The 14,438-nt window shown below is 66.3% G+C and carries 16 protein-coding genes; 4 read left to right on the forward strand and 12 right to left on the reverse strand.

Annotated elements, in window-relative coordinates; genetic code table 11:
* Nucleotides 1-3 precede the first annotated feature (3 nt).
* From SB771_RS02770 to SB771_RS02780, 3 genes are all read right to left on the reverse strand, one after another.
* A complete protein-coding gene (locus SB771_RS02770) occupies nt 4-768 on the reverse strand; it encodes a flagellar motor protein (RefSeq protein WP_175659674.1) in 765 nt (254 codons plus the stop codon).
* Nucleotides 769-791: 23 nt separating this feature from the next.
* Complete coding sequence (locus tag SB771_RS02775; RefSeq protein ID WP_175659675.1) at nt 792-2,030, reverse strand: Crp/Fnr family transcriptional regulator; 1,239 nt, start codon at nt 2,028-2,030, stop codon at nt 792-794.
* Between the two features lie 256 nt (nt 2,031-2,286).
* Nucleotides 2,287-2,949, reverse strand: a complete 663-nt coding sequence (locus SB771_RS02780; RefSeq protein WP_105830022.1) for a glutathione S-transferase family protein — start codon at nt 2,947-2,949, stop codon at nt 2,287-2,289.
* Nucleotides 2,950-3,238: 289 nt separating this feature from the next.
* Here SB771_RS02780 and SB771_RS02785 point away from each other — a divergent pair, with 289 nt between their 5' ends.
* Nucleotides 3,239-4,576 (forward strand): polyhydroxyalkanoate depolymerase, encoded by a 1,338-nt coding sequence (locus tag SB771_RS02785; protein ID WP_175659676.1) that lies wholly within the window; start codon nt 3,239-3,241, stop codon nt 4,574-4,576.
* Nucleotides 4,577-4,715: 139 nt separating this feature from the next.
* Here the strand turns inward: SB771_RS02785 and SB771_RS02790 are convergent, their stop codons facing one another.
* The 6 genes from SB771_RS02790 to SB771_RS02815 form a co-directional block, all read right to left on the reverse strand.
* Nucleotides 4,716-5,180, reverse strand: a complete 465-nt coding sequence (locus SB771_RS02790) for a hypothetical protein (protein ID WP_175659677.1) — start codon at nt 5,178-5,180, stop codon at nt 4,716-4,718.
* A gap of 62 nt (nt 5,181-5,242) precedes the next feature.
* Entirely contained in the window at nt 5,243-5,380 is a 138-nt protein-coding gene (locus SB771_RS02795) for an HHHH-motif protein (RefSeq protein ID WP_164714777.1), read from the reverse strand.
* Between the two features lie 319 nt (nt 5,381-5,699).
* Complete coding sequence (locus SB771_RS02800; protein ID WP_175659678.1) at nt 5,700-6,467, reverse strand: ABC transporter ATP-binding protein; 768 nt, start codon at nt 6,465-6,467, stop codon at nt 5,700-5,702.
* Nucleotides 6,468-6,485: 18 nt separating this feature from the next.
* On the reverse strand, nt 6,486-7,199 hold the full coding sequence (locus tag SB771_RS02805) for an ABC transporter permease (RefSeq protein WP_011660379.1): 714 nt from the start codon (nt 7,197-7,199) through the stop codon (nt 6,486-6,488).
* Complete coding sequence (locus SB771_RS02810; protein ID WP_175659679.1) at nt 7,196-7,885, reverse strand: ABC transporter permease; 690 nt, start codon at nt 7,883-7,885, stop codon at nt 7,196-7,198. The genes SB771_RS02805 and SB771_RS02810 overlap by 4 nt, the downstream gene beginning before the upstream one ends.
* Nucleotides 7,886-7,951: 66 nt before the next feature.
* Nucleotides 7,952-8,725 carry an ABC transporter substrate-binding protein gene (locus SB771_RS02815; RefSeq protein WP_175659680.1) on the reverse strand — a complete coding sequence of 258 codons (774 nt, stop codon included), beginning with the start codon at nt 8,723-8,725 and terminating at the stop codon, nt 7,952-7,954.
* Between the two features lie 494 nt (nt 8,726-9,219).
* Here SB771_RS02815 and hutC point away from each other — a divergent pair, with 494 nt between their 5' ends.
* A complete protein-coding gene (gene hutC / locus SB771_RS02820) occupies nt 9,220-9,915 on the forward strand; it encodes a histidine utilization repressor (RefSeq protein ID WP_006750813.1) in 696 nt (231 codons plus the stop codon).
* 16 nt (nt 9,916-9,931) lie between these two features.
* Here the strand turns inward: hutC and SB771_RS02825 are convergent, their stop codons facing one another.
* The gene (locus SB771_RS02825; RefSeq protein WP_175659681.1) at nt 9,932-11,173 is read right to left on the reverse strand and encodes a glycosyltransferase; all 1,242 of its coding nucleotides are present in this window, start codon (nt 11,171-11,173) and stop codon (nt 9,932-9,934) included.
* Nucleotides 11,174-11,266: 93 nt separating this feature from the next.
* Between SB771_RS02825 and SB771_RS02830 the strand changes: the two genes are divergently transcribed.
* Together SB771_RS02830 and SB771_RS02835 are read left to right on the forward strand one after the other, a co-directional pair.
* Nucleotides 11,267-11,887, forward strand: a complete 621-nt coding sequence (locus SB771_RS02830) for a TetR/AcrR family transcriptional regulator (RefSeq protein WP_175659682.1) — start codon at nt 11,267-11,269, stop codon at nt 11,885-11,887.
* A gap of 215 nt (nt 11,888-12,102) precedes the next feature.
* Complete coding sequence (locus SB771_RS02835; protein ID WP_012365480.1) at nt 12,103-12,456, forward strand: hypothetical protein; 354 nt, start codon at nt 12,103-12,105, stop codon at nt 12,454-12,456.
* A gap of 42 nt (nt 12,457-12,498) precedes the next feature.
* Here SB771_RS02835 and SB771_RS02840 read toward each other — a convergent pair whose 3' ends face one another.
* Nucleotides 12,499-13,341: an alpha/beta fold hydrolase gene (locus SB771_RS02840; RefSeq protein ID WP_175659683.1), complete on the reverse strand. Its 843-nt coding sequence runs from the start codon at nt 13,339-13,341 to the stop codon at nt 12,499-12,501.
* Nucleotides 13,342-13,455: 114 nt separating this feature from the next.
* Nucleotides 13,456-14,373, reverse strand: coding sequence for a LysR family transcriptional regulator (locus tag SB771_RS02845; protein ID WP_006750808.1), 918 nt, complete (start codon nt 14,371-14,373; stop codon nt 13,456-13,458).
* Between the last annotated feature and the right edge of the window lie 65 nt (nt 14,374-14,438).

Genomic DNA, 14,438 nt, shown 5'->3' on the forward strand with positions numbered 1-14,438 from the left:
GCGTCATGCGAGCGATTCCGCCGCGCGGCCGCGCACGTCGCCGGTCAGCCGCGTTTCGATCGTATGCGGCGACTCCTTGCGCGAGATCGCGAGCAAGCCGTCGAGATACAGCTTGCGAAACCGCAGCTCGCTATCGATCTGCGCGCGCAGCTTGCCGTAGAGCGGCAGGAACACGAGGTTCGCGAACGCGAGGCCGTAGAGCGTCGCGATGAACGCAACCGCGATGCCGAGCCCGAGCTGCGCCGGTTCGAGAATGTGGCTCGTCACCTGCACCAGCCCGAGCACCGAGCCGAGGATGCCGAACGTCGGCGCATAGCCGCCGGCCTGATGCCACACGCGCGCGGCCGCGAGCCGGCTGCGCTCGTACGCGTCGAGCTCGCGGTGCAGCGCGTCCTCGAGCACGGCGGTCGATACGCCGTTCGCGAGCAGTTCCAGCCCGCGCCGAGCGAACGGATGAATACCGCTCACGTCCATCGATTCGAACGCGAGCAAGCCGTCGAGCTTCGCGCGATCGCCCCACTCCAGCAGGTCGGTCAGGTGCTTGCGATCGACTTCCTGCGCGCGCACGAACGCGAGCCGCAACTGCTTCGCCGCATCGAAGAAGCGTGCCCACGTGTTCTGGATCATCACCGCGCCGAGCGTGCCGCCGAGTACGATGACGAGCGCCTCGAACTGGAACAGCATCGAGAAGTGGCCGCCTTCCAGCGCGAAGCCGAATACGATGGCCGCGCCGCCGAGCACCACGCCGGCCAGGGTCAACAGGTCCATATGCGTCTCCGTCGGGTCGAGTGTTACGCGTCGGATGCAGCGAGGGGCGCGGACGGCGCCGGCGCCTTGGCGACACGCACGGCATCGAGCACGCGCTGTCCGATCTCCTCGATCTCGATCGGATCGAGCTTCAACTCGCGACGCATCACCCACGACACTTCGTTGCGCCGCGCTTCCGTCATCACCGAGAACAACTTGTCGGCCACCGCGCGATCATCGAGGCTCGCGATCAGCTTCGCGAGATCGTACGTGTCGAATGCGCTGATCACGTCGAACAGCGTGCGCTGATCGATCCACACGATGTCCTCGAGCGCGCGCACGTCGCCGCCGGCGCGCGGGCTGCGGCGCGAGAAATACGCGACGCCTTTCTGCTCGACGTAGCCGAGCACCTTCGACTTGCGGAACGCGAACACCTCGTCGGCGATTTCGCCGTGCGACAGCTTGTTGAGCAGCAGCTTCCGGTCGACGCCGATCAGCGCCTCCAGGTCGGCCAGCTCGATCAGCTCCAGCTCACTGTTGATCGACAGGTCGAGATCGTGATCAGCGACCTGCTGCGCGCGATCGATCACGCGCGCCGCATCGAACGTGACAACCTGGCGCGCATCCGACGAACCCGCGTAATCGGTCGCGCCGCCGGCATGATCGGCCTGCGCGGCTTCGATCGTGACGAGATTGAGCTTCTCCATGCGGTGCAGCATCGCGAGCACGTGCGGGCGCGAATGGCCGGCGATCGCGCGACAGCGGCGGATCACGTCCGCGAGCGGCACCGACGTTTCCGCCGCATGCGCCTGCATCGGCCGGCGCGACCATGCGTCGTCGGAGCCGCGCGTGTCGGCGCCCGCCATCAGCGACAGTACATGCGCATACGACAGCACGCCCGGCATGAAGTCGGCGTGCGTATAGGTCGCGAGTTGGTCGTCCTTGCGCTTCACGCGCCGGATCATCGTGCGCACGACATGACGAAGCAGCGCGGACACGTGCTCGATCTCTTCGTCGAGCACCGCGGCCGGCACGACCGTGAGCTGACAGAACGACAGCGCTTTCGCGGTATGCGCGCGAGGTTCGGCCGCGAGCAGCGCCGATTCGCCGAAGAACTCGCCGCGCCCGAGCGTCGCGACGACGACGCGCTTGTCTTCGCAGCGCGTCGACAGCTCGACCTTGCCGTCGGCGATCAGAAAGATGACGGGCTCGCCGGCGAAGCCCTCCGAGTAAATGATTTCTCCGGGCGCCGCTGTACGCGTCCACGATTGCTGACGATTCACGTCGATCCCCCTGCTGCGCTGAATGTTGCGGACTGCGCGTCGCCTGTCGGAAGCATGCGATCGCGAGTCATCCCCGTGACTCGTTTACGTCATCGGGCGCAACATCCTTTAGCGAGTTCGCACTCGCTTTTGCGCGAAATCAACGTGAAACGTTTGCGGGTTGCGCGGCTGTTTCGCAATGTTCACTTCGATTGTTCACTTCGATGCGTGTGCGTGCGCGCGTAGTGCAATTGAAAGCGCAATGCGATCCCGCGCGTCAAAACTCCATGTCGAGTTCGTCGATGTCTTCCTGCTCCGCCTTCGCCGCGTCGATCCACTCCGCCACGAACGGATGCGCGAGCACCTGCATGCAGTACTCGGCGATATCCGGCTCCAGCTTCACGTCATAGGTCAGGAAGCGCGTGACGACCGGTGCATACATCGCGTCGGCGATGCCGATCTCCGCGCCGAACAGCCAGGGGCCGCCGTACGCGGCCAGACACTCGCGCCAGATCGTCACGATCCGCTGGATGTCGTGCTGCGCACGCGACCAGATCCGGAAGCCGGGGAAATGCGCACGCAGGTTCATCGGCAACGCGGATCGCAGCGCGCTGAAACCGGAATGCATCTCGCCGCAGATCGACCGGCAATGCGCGCGCGCATGCCGGTCTTCAGACAGCAGCCGCGCTTGCGGCCGGATTTCGTTCAGGTATTCGGCGATCGCGAGCGTATCCCACACCGCATTGCCGTCGTGCGTCAGGCACGGCACGAGAATCGACGGCGACAGCAGCAGCAATTCCGCCCGCGACGCGGCGTCGATCGGCACGCTGACCGTGTCGAACGCGAGCCCGCTCAGCTTCGCGAGCAGCCAGCCGCGCATCGACCACGACGAGTAATTGCGGCTGCTGATGGTCAGCGTCGTCTTTCCGGTGGATTCCATGTCGCTCCCCTACCCAATGCCGTTCGTGCCCCTGCACCGAAAACGGACGCTGCACGGCGTCATCCGCACCATACCCGTGCGGCGCATTCGCCGAACCGGCGCAGCGTCGCACCGTATCGTGGTACGGGCCACACGCCAGACCGGCGCGGCAACGCATCGCCTTCGGCCGTCCGTCATCGCGTGCCACCTGCGCCGCCGCACTCACGAACTGCGTGCAACGCGCGTGCCAGCCGCGCGCTGGCACACGGCTTGCCTTGTTTGATGCAATGCAGCGCAACGAGCGACGGTCATGAACCTGCTTGCCTATCCGTTCTATCAATGGTCTGCCGAATGCCTGCGCCCGGCGCGCGCATGGGCGGCCACTGCACGCGCGACGATGGCGCTGTGGCCGCCGTCCACCACCACGCCGACGGGCCGCACGCTCGACGCACTGTGCGAACTACTCGAATGCTGCGCGTTCTCGCATCGGCGTCCACCGTTCGGCATCCGGTCGATCGTCGTCGACGGGGAAACGGTACCGATCGTCGAGGAGGCTGCCGCGGCCACCCCGTTCGGCACGCTGCTGCATTTCCGCAAGGCGCGGCCGGTCGCACCCCAGCCGCGCGTGCTGATCGTCGCGCCGATGTCCGGGCATTTCGCGACGCTGTTGCGCGGCACGGTGCACACGATGCTGGCCGACCACGACGTGTACATCACCGACTGGCACAACCCGCGCGACATCCCGCTGACGGCCGGACGGTTCGGCTTCGACGAATACGTCGTGCACGTGATCGACTTCATTCGCCAGATCGGCCCCGACGCACATGTGCTCGCGATCTGCCAGCCGACCGTCGCCGCGCTCGCGGCGGTCGCGCTGATGGCGGCCGGCGGCGATCCGGCGCAGCCCGCGAGCCTGACATTGATGGCGGGCCCGATCGACTGCCGCGTGAATCCGACGAAGGTCAACGCGCTCGCCACGAGCCAGTCGATCGAATGGTTCGCGCGGAACCTGATCAGCGTCGTGCCGGCCGGCTTCGTCGGCGCGCAGCGGTGCGTGTATCCGGGCTTCGTGCAGGTCGGCGCCTTCATGTCGATGAATCCCGACCGGCATGCGGCGTCGTTTGCCGATCTGTATTACGAGCGCGCGAAAGGCGACCCCGCGAAAGCCGACACGCTGCGGCACTTCTACGACGAATACTTCGCAACGGCCGATCTCACCGCGGAGTTCTATCTGGAAACGGTCGAGAAGGTGTTCCAGCAATATGCGCTCGCGCGCGGCGAGTTGACGGTCGGCGACAGGCTCGTCGAACCGGCGGCGATTCATCGCACCGCGCTGCTGACGATCGAAGGCGAGAAGGACGATATCTGCGCAGTCGGCCAGACGATGGCCGCGCAGGAGCTGTGTTCGGGGTTGCCGCCATATCTCAAGACGCACCACGTGCAGACGGGCGCGGGCCACTACGGGGTGTTCAACGGCACCCGCTGGGAAACGCAGATCTATCCGATCGTGCGCGCGACGATCCACGACAACGAGCCGTACGATCGCACCGCGGATTCGGAAGGCAACGCGAACGGCGCGCACTACGTCACGCTGCGCGCACTGCTCGATGCGCGCGCAACGAGGCACGATGCGGTGGCCGAAACATGATCGCATCACGCCCGCTGAAGCCGAGCGGCACGGTATTCGCCGGCGTTGCAAATGAATCGCCCCGCCGTAGGGGCGGGGCGCGATTTCCAGCAGCGTTCAGCCGACGCGCGAGCGAGCGAACCCGCGCGCCCGGCCTGTGTTACGAACAGGCCTTGCCGTGCGATGCATGGAAGCCCTTCGTCTTCGCCTCCGCTTCCGACATGTAGCTGCCGTGCTTCGTCTTGCCGTAGTACTTGTCGGTCGAGCAGTGATAGACCTTCGTGCTGTCGTTGGCCCACACCTGGCCCGCGCCGCCGCCAGGCGCTGCCGCGGTCGTCGCCGGCGCGCTCTTGGCGGGCGCGGGGGCCGATGCCGGAGTAGCGGATGCCGCCATTGCGGGCGCCGCGGCCGGTGCGCTGGCCGCCGCAGCAGCCGATGCGCCGTACCAGGTCTTCACGCCCTTGTGACCCGCGCATGCACCCTTCTTCGACGCGCCCGAATAGAACGACCCGTCCTTGCACAGACCGGTCGTGCCCGCCGGCGCGCTGGCCGGAACCTGCGCGAACGCAGCGATCGACAGCCCCACGCCGGCCGCAAGCGCGGCGATCAACATCATTTTTTTCATGGTCCTCTCCTGATTTGCCTGACCGGTGAAAGCGTCCCGGAGCCGCGCCGGGAAAACCCTGCTTAGTGCACCCAGTGGCACACGCGATGGTGGTGGTGATTGAAATGGCACACGCGGTGCGAGTGCGCTTCGGCAAGGGCCGGCACGAGAACGGCACAAGCCAGTGCGGTGGCCGTCAGGATCTTCGCGATGCGGTTCATGGACATTCTCCGGGATAGGTCAGCCGGTGATCCGGCTGGTATCTGCTTAACGCCGATCACCCGATCTCCGTGCACCGCACCTGCCCGCAATTGACGATCTTTGACATCGGCCGCTCGAAGGCGGCTGCGCACCCGCATGCTTTCGAAGCTTTCATCAGCACAACGCTCTGGACTTCGAATGAAGCGACGCCGCCGGAACGGGCGAGCGCGTGCAAGAGAAGGGGTCAGGAAAAGAAACGGCGCGATGACCAATCGCGCCGACAAGCAATGAGAAACGATACGAAAAACCATCGCGTGCCGCGGCACGCGATCTCGCGACTTACTTCAACCGCCCCGACAGGAACTGCCCGAGCCGCTCGCTCTTCGGATTGACGAGAATCTCCTGCGGATCGCCCTCTTCCTCGATCTTCCCTTGATGCAGGAAGATCACATGATTCGACACGTTGCGCGCGAAACCCATCTCGTGCGTGACGACGACCATCGTGCGACCTTCCTCGGCCAGCTTCTGCATCACCTTGAGCACTTCACCCACGAGCTCCGGATCGAGCGCCGAAGTCGGCTCGTCGAACAGCATCACCTCGGGCTCCATCGCGAGCGCACGCGCGATCGCGACACGCTGCTGCTGGCCGCCTGACAGGTGCGACGGATACATGCCCTCGACGCGCGGCGCGAGACCGACCTTCTCCAGATACTGGCGCGCGCGCTCGACCGCTTCGCCCTTGCCGATTCCGAGCACGGCCATCGGCGCCTCGATCACGTTCTCGAGCACCGTCATGTGCGACCACAGGTTGAAGTGCTGGAACACCATCGCGAGCTTCGTGCGCATCCGCTGCAGCTGCTTCTGGTCGGCCACGCGCAGCGAGCCGTTGCGGTCGCGCGTGGTCTCGATCGGCTCGCTGCCGATCGTGATCTGCCCCGAGCACGGCTGCTCGAGGAAGTTGATGCAGCGCAGGAACGTGCTCTTGCCGGAGCCGCTCGAGCCGATGATGCTGATCACGTCGCCGGCCTTCGCCTTCATCGACACGCCCTTCAACACCTCGTTGTCGCCGAACTTCTTGTGGAGGTTATCAACGGTGAGCTTGTACATGCTTGGTCCTTCCTTGCATTAATGGCCGCGCGGCGAGAGGTACGCGAGCCAGCGCGTCTCGAGCTTGCGGAACGCCCAGATGAGCGTGAACACGACGATGGCGTACAGCACGGCCGCGATGCCGTAGGCCTGGAACGACATGTACGTCGCGGAGTTGACGTCGCGCGTGACCTTCAGGATGTCGGGCACGGTCGCGGTGAACGCGAGCGTCGTCGCGTGCAGCATCAGGATCACTTCGTTGCTGTAGCTGGGCAGCGAGCGGCGCAGCGCGGACGGCAGGATGATGCGCGTATAGAGCTTGAAGCGCGACATCCCGTACGCCATCCCGGCCTCGATCTCGCCGGCCGACGTGGCCTTGATCGCGCCCGCGAAGATCTCGGTCGCATACGCGCATTCGTTCAGCACGAACGCGAGCAGCGTGCAGTTCATCGCGTTGCGGAAGAACGTGTCGAGCAGCACGTGGTCGTGCACGACCTGCAGGCTGTAGATGCCGGTGTAGCACATCAGCAGCTGCACGTAGAGCGGCGTGCCGCGGAACACGTACGTATAGAGCCACACCGGGCCGGAAATCCAGCGGTTCGACGACGCGCGCGCGATCGCGAGCGGCACGGCCAGTGCGAAGCCGAACGCGATCGACACGACCAGCAGCCACAGCGTGATCGCGAGGCCGCTGAAGCGGTAGCCGTCGGTGTAGAGATAGTTTTGCCAGTACTGGCCGATGAGTTCGATCACAGTGCGAGCCTCCGGACGCCGACGGAATAACGCTTCTCGAGACGGTGCAGCACGACGTTCGACACCGTCGTGATCGCGAGGTAGATCGCGCCCGCCGCGAGCGTGAAGAAGAAGAAATCGAGCGTGCTCTTGCCGGCATCCTGCGACGCCTTCACGACATCGGCGAGGCCGATGATCGACACCAGCGCGGTGGCCTTCACGAGCACCTGCCAGTTGTTGCCGATGCCCGGCAGCGCGAAGCGCATCATCTGCGGGAACAGTATCCGGTGGAACACGCGCCAGCCGCTCATCCCGTACGCGAAGCCCGCTTCGAGCTGGCCGCGCGGCACCGCGAGAAACGCACCGCGGAACGTCTCGGTGAAGTACGCACCGTAGATGAAGCCGAGCGTGATGACGCCGGCGACGAACGGATCGATGTCGATCTGATCCCAGCCGAGCGCGTCGGTCGCCATGTTCAGCAGGATCTGGATCCCATAGAACAGCAGCAGCATCAGCACGAGATCGGGCACCGCGCGGATCAACGTCGTATAGAACGTGCCGAGCGCCTTGAGCGCGCGGTTCGTCGACAGTTTCGCGCTCGCACCGACCAGCCCCAGCACGAGCGACGCGGCGAGCGACAGCACCGCCAGCTTCACGGTTTCCACCGTGCCGGCCCACAGCAGCGGGCCAAATCCCTGGAAAATCATGTCAGCGTATCCATCCAGAAAGACGGGCGGCGCAGCGCGGCCGGAGCCGCGTGCGCCGCGAAGGCGTCAGCCACCGTAGACGTCGAATGCGAAGTACTTCTTCTCGAGCTTCTTGTACGTGCCGTCCTTGATGATGTCGGCGATCGCGTGGTCGATCTTCGCCTTCAGGTCGGCGTCGTCCTTGCGCAGGCCGATGCCCGCACCGTTGCCGAGCGTCTTCGGATCGTCGATGTCCTTGCCGGCGAATTCGAAGTTCGCGCCGCGCGGCGTCTTCAGGAAGCCGAGGTCGGCCTGCACCGCGTCCTGCAGCGCGGCATCGAGGCGGCCGGACATCAGGTCCTGGTACACGCCATCCTGGTTCTGGTAAGACACGACCTGCACGCCCTTCGGCGCCCAGTAGGCCTTCGCGTAGGTTTCCTGGATCGTGCCCTGCTCGACGCCCACCGACTTGCCCTTCAGCGATTCGGCCGTCGGCTGCAGGTGCGCGCCCTTCTTCGAGACGAGCCGCGTCGGCGTGTTGAACAGCTTGTCGGAGAACGCGATCTGCTCGGCACGCGCCGGCGTCATCGACATCGACGACAGCACGCCGTCGAACTTCTTCGCCTTCAGCGCCGGGATCATCCCGTCGAAGTCGTTCTCGATCCATACGCATTTCGCCTTCAGGCGCGCGCAGATCTCGTTGCCGAGATCGACGTCGAAGCCGACAACCTTGCCGCTTGCGTCCTTCGATTCGAACGGCGGATAGCTGGCGTCGACGCCGAACCGGATCGTCGACCAATCCTTGGCGTGGGCACCCACCGCGATACACGCGAGGGCAATACTGAGGGCGAGTTTCTTCATGGCGTTCCTGTCATAGGCGAACTGGGCACGGGCCCGTCGGGCGTCGCCGCCGCGAACCCTTCCAACCGGAAAGCCGTCATCTAGACGGCGCCCCAAGTTGTACATACAACTTTGCCTTTTGGAGTGACCCCCGGGCAATCCGTGTTTATCTCTAGTTGCGTGAAAAGCGCCGTATCGGCACGAGATTCCCTTATATTTCAATCGATTATGGTTACGTCCGGCTGTAACGGAGCTTTCATGCGACGAGTCCGCCCTTCTCGGCCGCACGCGCATTTGTCTATACTTTTCCGTTTGCCGTGCGCGCGCGCCTCGTGCGCGACGTTCGCCGGACCCACGCCTGTGCGCGATTTCCCGTGTGGATATGTGCCGAAATAATGGGGATCATGCGTCGATGGCCGGGCGGATCCCGCATCGAACCCGGTACACTCCGCCCGGCCCCGCATGAAGGCCGGACTGCGACGGCACGCGGCCGCCGTCACTTGAACAGCAACCCCATGACCACACCGATCTATCAGGAAATCAAGGACTTCATCCTCGCGCGCATCCACGCGGGCGAGTGGGCGGAAGGCGACCAAGTGCCGTCGGAGAACGAGCTCGCGCGCGAATTCAACGTCGCGCGGATGACGGTCAACCGCGCGCTGCGCGAGCTGACGGCCGAGCAGGTGCTCACGCGTACACGCGGCTCCGGCACCTACGTCGCATCGCCGAAATACGAATCGACGCTGGTCGCGATCCGCAGCATCTCGGATGAAGTCGCCGCGCGCGGCCATGCGTATCGGGCACAGGTGCTGGAGGTGGGCGCTGCCATCGCCGACGCGCAGCTTGCCGACGAGCTGCGGCTCGACACGGGCAACCCGATCTTCCATTCGCGCGTGCTGCACTTCGAGAACGACACACCCGTGCAGCTCGAGGAACGCTGGGTCAATCCGGCCTGCGCGCCCGAATATGCGTTGCAGGACTTCACGACGACGACGCCGAACCAGTACCTGACGCGCGTCGCGCCGCTACAGCGGGTCGAATACCGGATCGAGGCCGCGATGCCCGATGCGCCGACGCGCCGCCACCTGACGATGGACGAACGCGAGCCCTGCCTGCTGCTGCATCGGCGCACGTGGTCGCAGGGAATGGTCGCGTCGGTCGCGAATCTATGGCACCCGGGCAGCCGCTACCGGTTCACCGGGCATTTCTGACGCGCGGCTCGCGCGTTCATTGCGCGCCGCGGCGCGCGCAGCGTTCGATCGCGTCGACCGCGACACGCAACCCGTCCTCCTGCCCGAGCCGCGCACCGAGTTCAGCGGCCCGCGCCTGCGTGTCGGCCCGCGCCGCGAACGCGATCGCACGTGCGAACGCGGCGGCGCGCACGCGGCGCCCGGCCACCGGCGCATCGGCCACACCGAGCCGCTGCAGCCGGTTCGCCCAGAAGAACTGATCGCCCGCGAACGGCACGACGACCGACGCAATGCCCGCCCGCGCGGCCGAATGCGTGGTGCCCGACCCGCCGTGGTGGATCGCCATCGATACTTGCGGAAACAACCAGTCGTGCGGCGTGTCGCCGATCACGCACACGTGCGCGGGCAGCATCGACGCATCGATGCCGCTCCAGCCCGGCTGGAACAGCGCACGCCGGCCGTCGAGCGCCCGCACCAGCGCGTCGACCATCGCGGCCCGGTCGAACCCGGCCATGCTGCCGAAGCCGATATACACGGGCCGATCGCCCGCTTCCAGAAAGGCCGCGAGCGCGGGCGGCGGCGTCCAGGCCGGCGCGTCGATACGCCACTGACCGCATGCCAGCACATTCGGCGGCCAGTCGGCCGGCTCGGCGAGCAGCACGGGCGACACGCCATACAGCATCGGATGATCGGTCCACACGCGCCGGCGCGGCGGCAGTCCGCACACGCTGGCGCGCGCCGCATTGGTCGCCTTCCTGAACGCCTGCCACAGCAGCGCGTTCACGAACCGGTGGCTGGCGCGATTCAGCCAGCGCGGCGCCTTGGCCGGCGGCAGGAACGGCGACGCGAACGCCGCGGTCGGCGTGATCGGGATCATCCCCGCGCCGATTGCCGGCACGCCGCGATACTCGGCGACCGACAGCCCGACGAACGACGCCAGCCCCGACACGAGGATCGCATCGCAACCGGCCGACGCGTGTGCGACTTCGCGCATCCACGCTTCCGTGTTCGCATTCGCGATCGCCGCGAGCGCCTTCGACGTGTCGTTGAAACCGCCGCGCCCGCGCACCGCATCGGACAATGCGCCCTCCGGCGCGATCGCCGCGCGGATATCGCCGGACAACGGCGCGCACGGCACGCCGAGCGCGGCGGCCGAACCGAGCGTCGCGGCGTCGGCCAGTAACCGGACCTCATGGCCGGCCGCCATCAACGCGCGACCCAGCGCCGCGAGCGGACGCGTGTCACCTTCGGTGCCGTAGGTGGCAATGACGAGTTTCATGCGTGACTCCTCGGCACGGCGAGAACGAGTGGATTCAAAAAAGTGCACGCCGTATACTAATGCAATTCGTACACTTTCCGTCAACCCCGAGCCATGCCGATGACGACCGACGATCCGGGCCGCCGCGCGCGCAAGCGCATCCAGATGCTCGCGCACCTTGCCGCCACCGGCGCGCGCCTGTTCGATGCGCACGGCTACGACGCCGTCACGATGGAGCAGATCGCCGCGCAGGCCGACGTCGCGAAACGAACGCTGTACAACCACTTCCCGACGAAGGAAGCCGTGCTCGCGCACTGGCTCGAAGGCGAACTCGCGCGCGACCTCGCCCATCTCGAGCGCGACGTCGCAAGACGGAAAAGCTTCGCGTCGCGGATCGCCTGCGTGCTCGACGCGTCGGCCGCGTGGTGCGAACAGCACCCGGTGTATCTGCTCGCATACCTGCGGCATCGATTCCTGAGCATCGGGGCAGTGCAAGCGGAAGGTGCGACGGAGCACGGCAGCGACATCGCGCTCGTGTGGCAGCAGCTGATCGCGGCCGGCCAGCAAGCCGGCGAGCTGAATCCGGCGCTGGCGGCCGACCAGCTCGCCACGTGGTTCCATCATCTGTATCTCGCGGCGATGCTGCGCTGGCTGACCGTGCCGGGGTTGTCGCTGAAACGGGAATTCCAGTCGATCGCGAAACTGTTCGTCGAAGGCGCGCAAGCGAAGCAGTGAGCGGCCTCGGCGGTCCGATACCGTGCCGATTGCGCCGGGCGCAGCGCGCCGCGCAGGGGTTTTTACAACGAATAATCAGACGGGATGCCAAATTTCCCGCGCGGCAGTATGCTGGTGTCGTACGGCCGCGCCCGATACATCGGGCAATCCCCTAGTCCGCACGTCGCCGCGCCGCCGTCGCATCCGCAATCATGCATTGCAAGGAGGGCTTCGTGATGGCTACGACACATCAGCACTTCCACCTCGAGCTACGGCACGCCACCGCGCCGACGTATTTCATCAGCTACCTGTTTCCCGCCTTGCTGTTCGTGTACGAACTGCTGCGCGTCGGCCAGTGGATCCGCGATCACGGGATGCAATTCGCCGCGTTCAAGCAGATGGGTTACGAGTATCTGCTGATGCTGCTGTTCGTCGGGCTGCAGATCGTCGTCGAGGCGATCTTCCTGCTTGGCGCCGCGATGCGCCGCGACCATCGCGATTTCGAGCACCGCCTGCCGAACGTGGTCCTCGGCATCGGCTGCTCGATCGCGCTGCTCGCGATCGATCTCGCGATCCAGCTGGCGTTCTGAGCGCCGGCGGGTTCGGCCCGCCGGTCGCATAGGTTGGCACGTTCAGGCGGGCGCGTCGCGCAGCAACGTCGCCACCGCCGCGAGTACGTCGTCGGGCCGCTCGCGATGCGGCATGTGCCCGCATCGGTCGAGCAGCAGGAACGTCGACGGCCCCGCGACGCGCGCGGCGATCCGCTTCGGATGCACGTCGGATCCGTATTCGTCCTGCTCCCCGTGAATCGCGAGCGTCGCGCAGCGCACGCGCGGCAGTTCGTCGTCGAGGCTCCAGCCGCGAAACGCCGGCGACAGCCACGTGTCGACCCACGCACGCAGCACCCATTCGGCTTTCTCGCCGTGATAGCGCGCGAGCCGGTCGAGCTGGCCGGGCGCGTCGAACTGCTGCGCCGCGTCGCGAATGCCGTCGCGCGTGCGATCCTCGACGAACGCCTGCGCGGCGACCGTCACCAGCGCGCGGCAACGCGCCGGATACGCGGCCGCGCACCCGACCGCCATCCCGCCGCCGACGCTGTGCCCGAACGCGACGAACGCATCGATGCCGAACCGTTCGAGCAGCGCATGGAAACCGTGACCGGCCTCGTCGCGCACGAACGTCGCCGCGAGCTGCCCCGGATGACGATCGGATCGGCCGAAGCCGAGCCGGTCGTACGCGATCACGTCGCGGCCGGTGGCGCGCGCGAGCCGGGCGGGGAAGTCGCGCCATAGTTCGACGCAGCCGAGCGAATCGTGCAGCAGCACTATCGGTGCGGCCGGCGTAGGTGCGGGCGGCTTAGGTGCGACCGCCTCTAGCGCGGCCGTTTCCACAGCAGGCGCACCGCGCCAGCGCTTCGCGAAGAGACGGCCTTGCGGCGTCTCGACCCAGGTCTCCTCGGTCACGATGTCGGTCATATGTATGTCGTCGTCTGCATGAAGGCGGCCGCACGCGGGCGTTCCGCATCGAATGCCGACGATGGTGGCGCGGCGACGCGCGCGGCGTCAAGCAAGCCCCCACCGCCCGCACGCTCATTCGGGTTGCGGCGGCAGATACTCCATCTGCGCCTCGTCGTAGAGCCGGTAGATCAGCGCCTGCATCGCGCGGATGTCCTCCGATTCGTCGAGCATCCGCATGCTCATGATGATCGGCGACACGAGGTTCGGATCGTCGAGCGGCTTGTAGCTGATGTCGTCGCGCTTCAGCCCGTACACGCTGTGCGGCACGACCGACACGCCCTCGCCCATCGCGACGAGCCCGAGCGCGATCTGCAGCTCGCGCGTCTCGTAGATGCGCCGCGGCTGCAGCGCGCGATCGTGGAATGCCGCGAGCACCTGGTCCGCATAGCTCGGCCGCGGCGCCTTCGGAAAGATGATCAGCGTGTCGTTCACGAGATCGTGCAGCGACAGCACGGGCTTCGCGCCGTCGAGCACGTGACCGACCGGCAGCGCGACGATCATCCGTTCCTCGCGCAGCACGACGCGCCGCACGCTCGGATCCTCGTGACGGATGCGCCCGAACCCGACGTCGATGCGCCCTTCCTTCAGCGCCTTGATCTGATCCATCGTCGACATCTCGTGCAGGCTCAGCTCGACGGCCGGATACTCGCTGCGAAAGCGCCGGATGATCTTCGGCAGCATCCCGTACAGCGTCGAGCCGACGAAACCGACCGACATGCTGCGCTCGATCTTGCCGACCCGCTTCGTCATCGATTCGAGCTCGGTCGTCTGCGCGAGCAGCTGCACCGCATGCGAATAGAAGAAGCGTCCCGCGTCCGTCAGCTTCAGCGGCCGCGCGTTGCGCTCGAACAGCGGCACGCCGAGCGCCTCCTCGAGCTGCTGGATCTGCCGGCTGAGCGGCGGCTGCGCGATGTGCAGCCGCTCGGCCGCACGCGTGAAATTCCGCTCCTCGGCAACCGCGACGAAGTAGCGGAGGTGTCTCAACTCCATGTTCGAACCCTCCCGGACAGGCCACGGACGTTCATTCGGCCCCGCGCGGATGCGTCCCGCGCCGG

This window comes from Burkholderia sp. SIMBA_051, from assembly GCF_046534915.1.
GTDB classification, from domain to species: domain Bacteria; phylum Pseudomonadota; class Gammaproteobacteria; order Burkholderiales; family Burkholderiaceae; genus Burkholderia; species Burkholderia ambifaria.

Excerpts from the sequence above, each read along its gene's own strand:
- SB771_RS02770 (WP_175659674.1), bottom strand. The coding sequence starts at position 768 with ATGGACCTGTTGACCCTGGCCGGCGTGGTGCTCGGCGGCGCGGCCATC.
- SB771_RS02780 (WP_105830022.1), bottom strand. The coding sequence starts at position 2,949 with ATGGAATCCACCGGAAAGACGACGCTGACCATCAGCAGCCGCAATTAC.
- SB771_RS02785 (WP_175659676.1), top strand. The coding sequence starts at position 3,239 with ATGAACCTGCTTGCCTATCCGTTCTATCAATGGTCTGCCGAATGCCTG.
- SB771_RS02790 (WP_175659677.1), bottom strand. The coding sequence starts at position 5,180 with ATGAAAAAAATGATGTTGATCGCCGCGCTTGCGGCCGGCGTGGGGCTG.
- SB771_RS02795 (WP_164714777.1), bottom strand. The coding sequence starts at position 5,380 with ATGAACCGCATCGCGAAGATCCTGACGGCCACCGCACTGGCTTGTGCC.
- SB771_RS02800 (WP_175659678.1), bottom strand. The coding sequence starts at position 6,467 with ATGTACAAGCTCACCGTTGATAACCTCCACAAGAAGTTCGGCGACAAC.
- SB771_RS02810 (WP_175659679.1), bottom strand. The coding sequence starts at position 7,885 with ATGATTTTCCAGGGATTTGGCCCGCTGCTGTGGGCCGGCACGGTGGAA.
- SB771_RS02815 (WP_175659680.1), bottom strand. The coding sequence starts at position 8,725 with ATGAAGAAACTCGCCCTCAGTATTGCCCTCGCGTGTATCGCGGTGGGT.
- hutC (WP_006750813.1), top strand. The coding sequence starts at position 9,220 with ATGACCACACCGATCTATCAGGAAATCAAGGACTTCATCCTCGCGCGC.
- SB771_RS02825 (WP_175659681.1), bottom strand. The coding sequence starts at position 11,173 with ATGAAACTCGTCATTGCCACCTACGGCACCGAAGGTGACACGCGTCCG.
- SB771_RS02830 (WP_175659682.1), top strand. The coding sequence starts at position 11,267 with ATGCCGATGACGACCGACGATCCGGGCCGCCGCGCGCGCAAGCGCATC.
- SB771_RS02835 (WP_012365480.1), top strand. The coding sequence starts at position 12,103 with ATGGCTACGACACATCAGCACTTCCACCTCGAGCTACGGCACGCCACC.
- SB771_RS02840 (WP_175659683.1), bottom strand. The coding sequence starts at position 13,341 with ATGACCGACATCGTGACCGAGGAGACCTGGGTCGAGACGCCGCAAGGC.
- SB771_RS02845 (WP_006750808.1), bottom strand. The coding sequence starts at position 14,373 with ATGGAGTTGAGACACCTCCGCTACTTCGTCGCGGTTGCCGAGGAGCGG.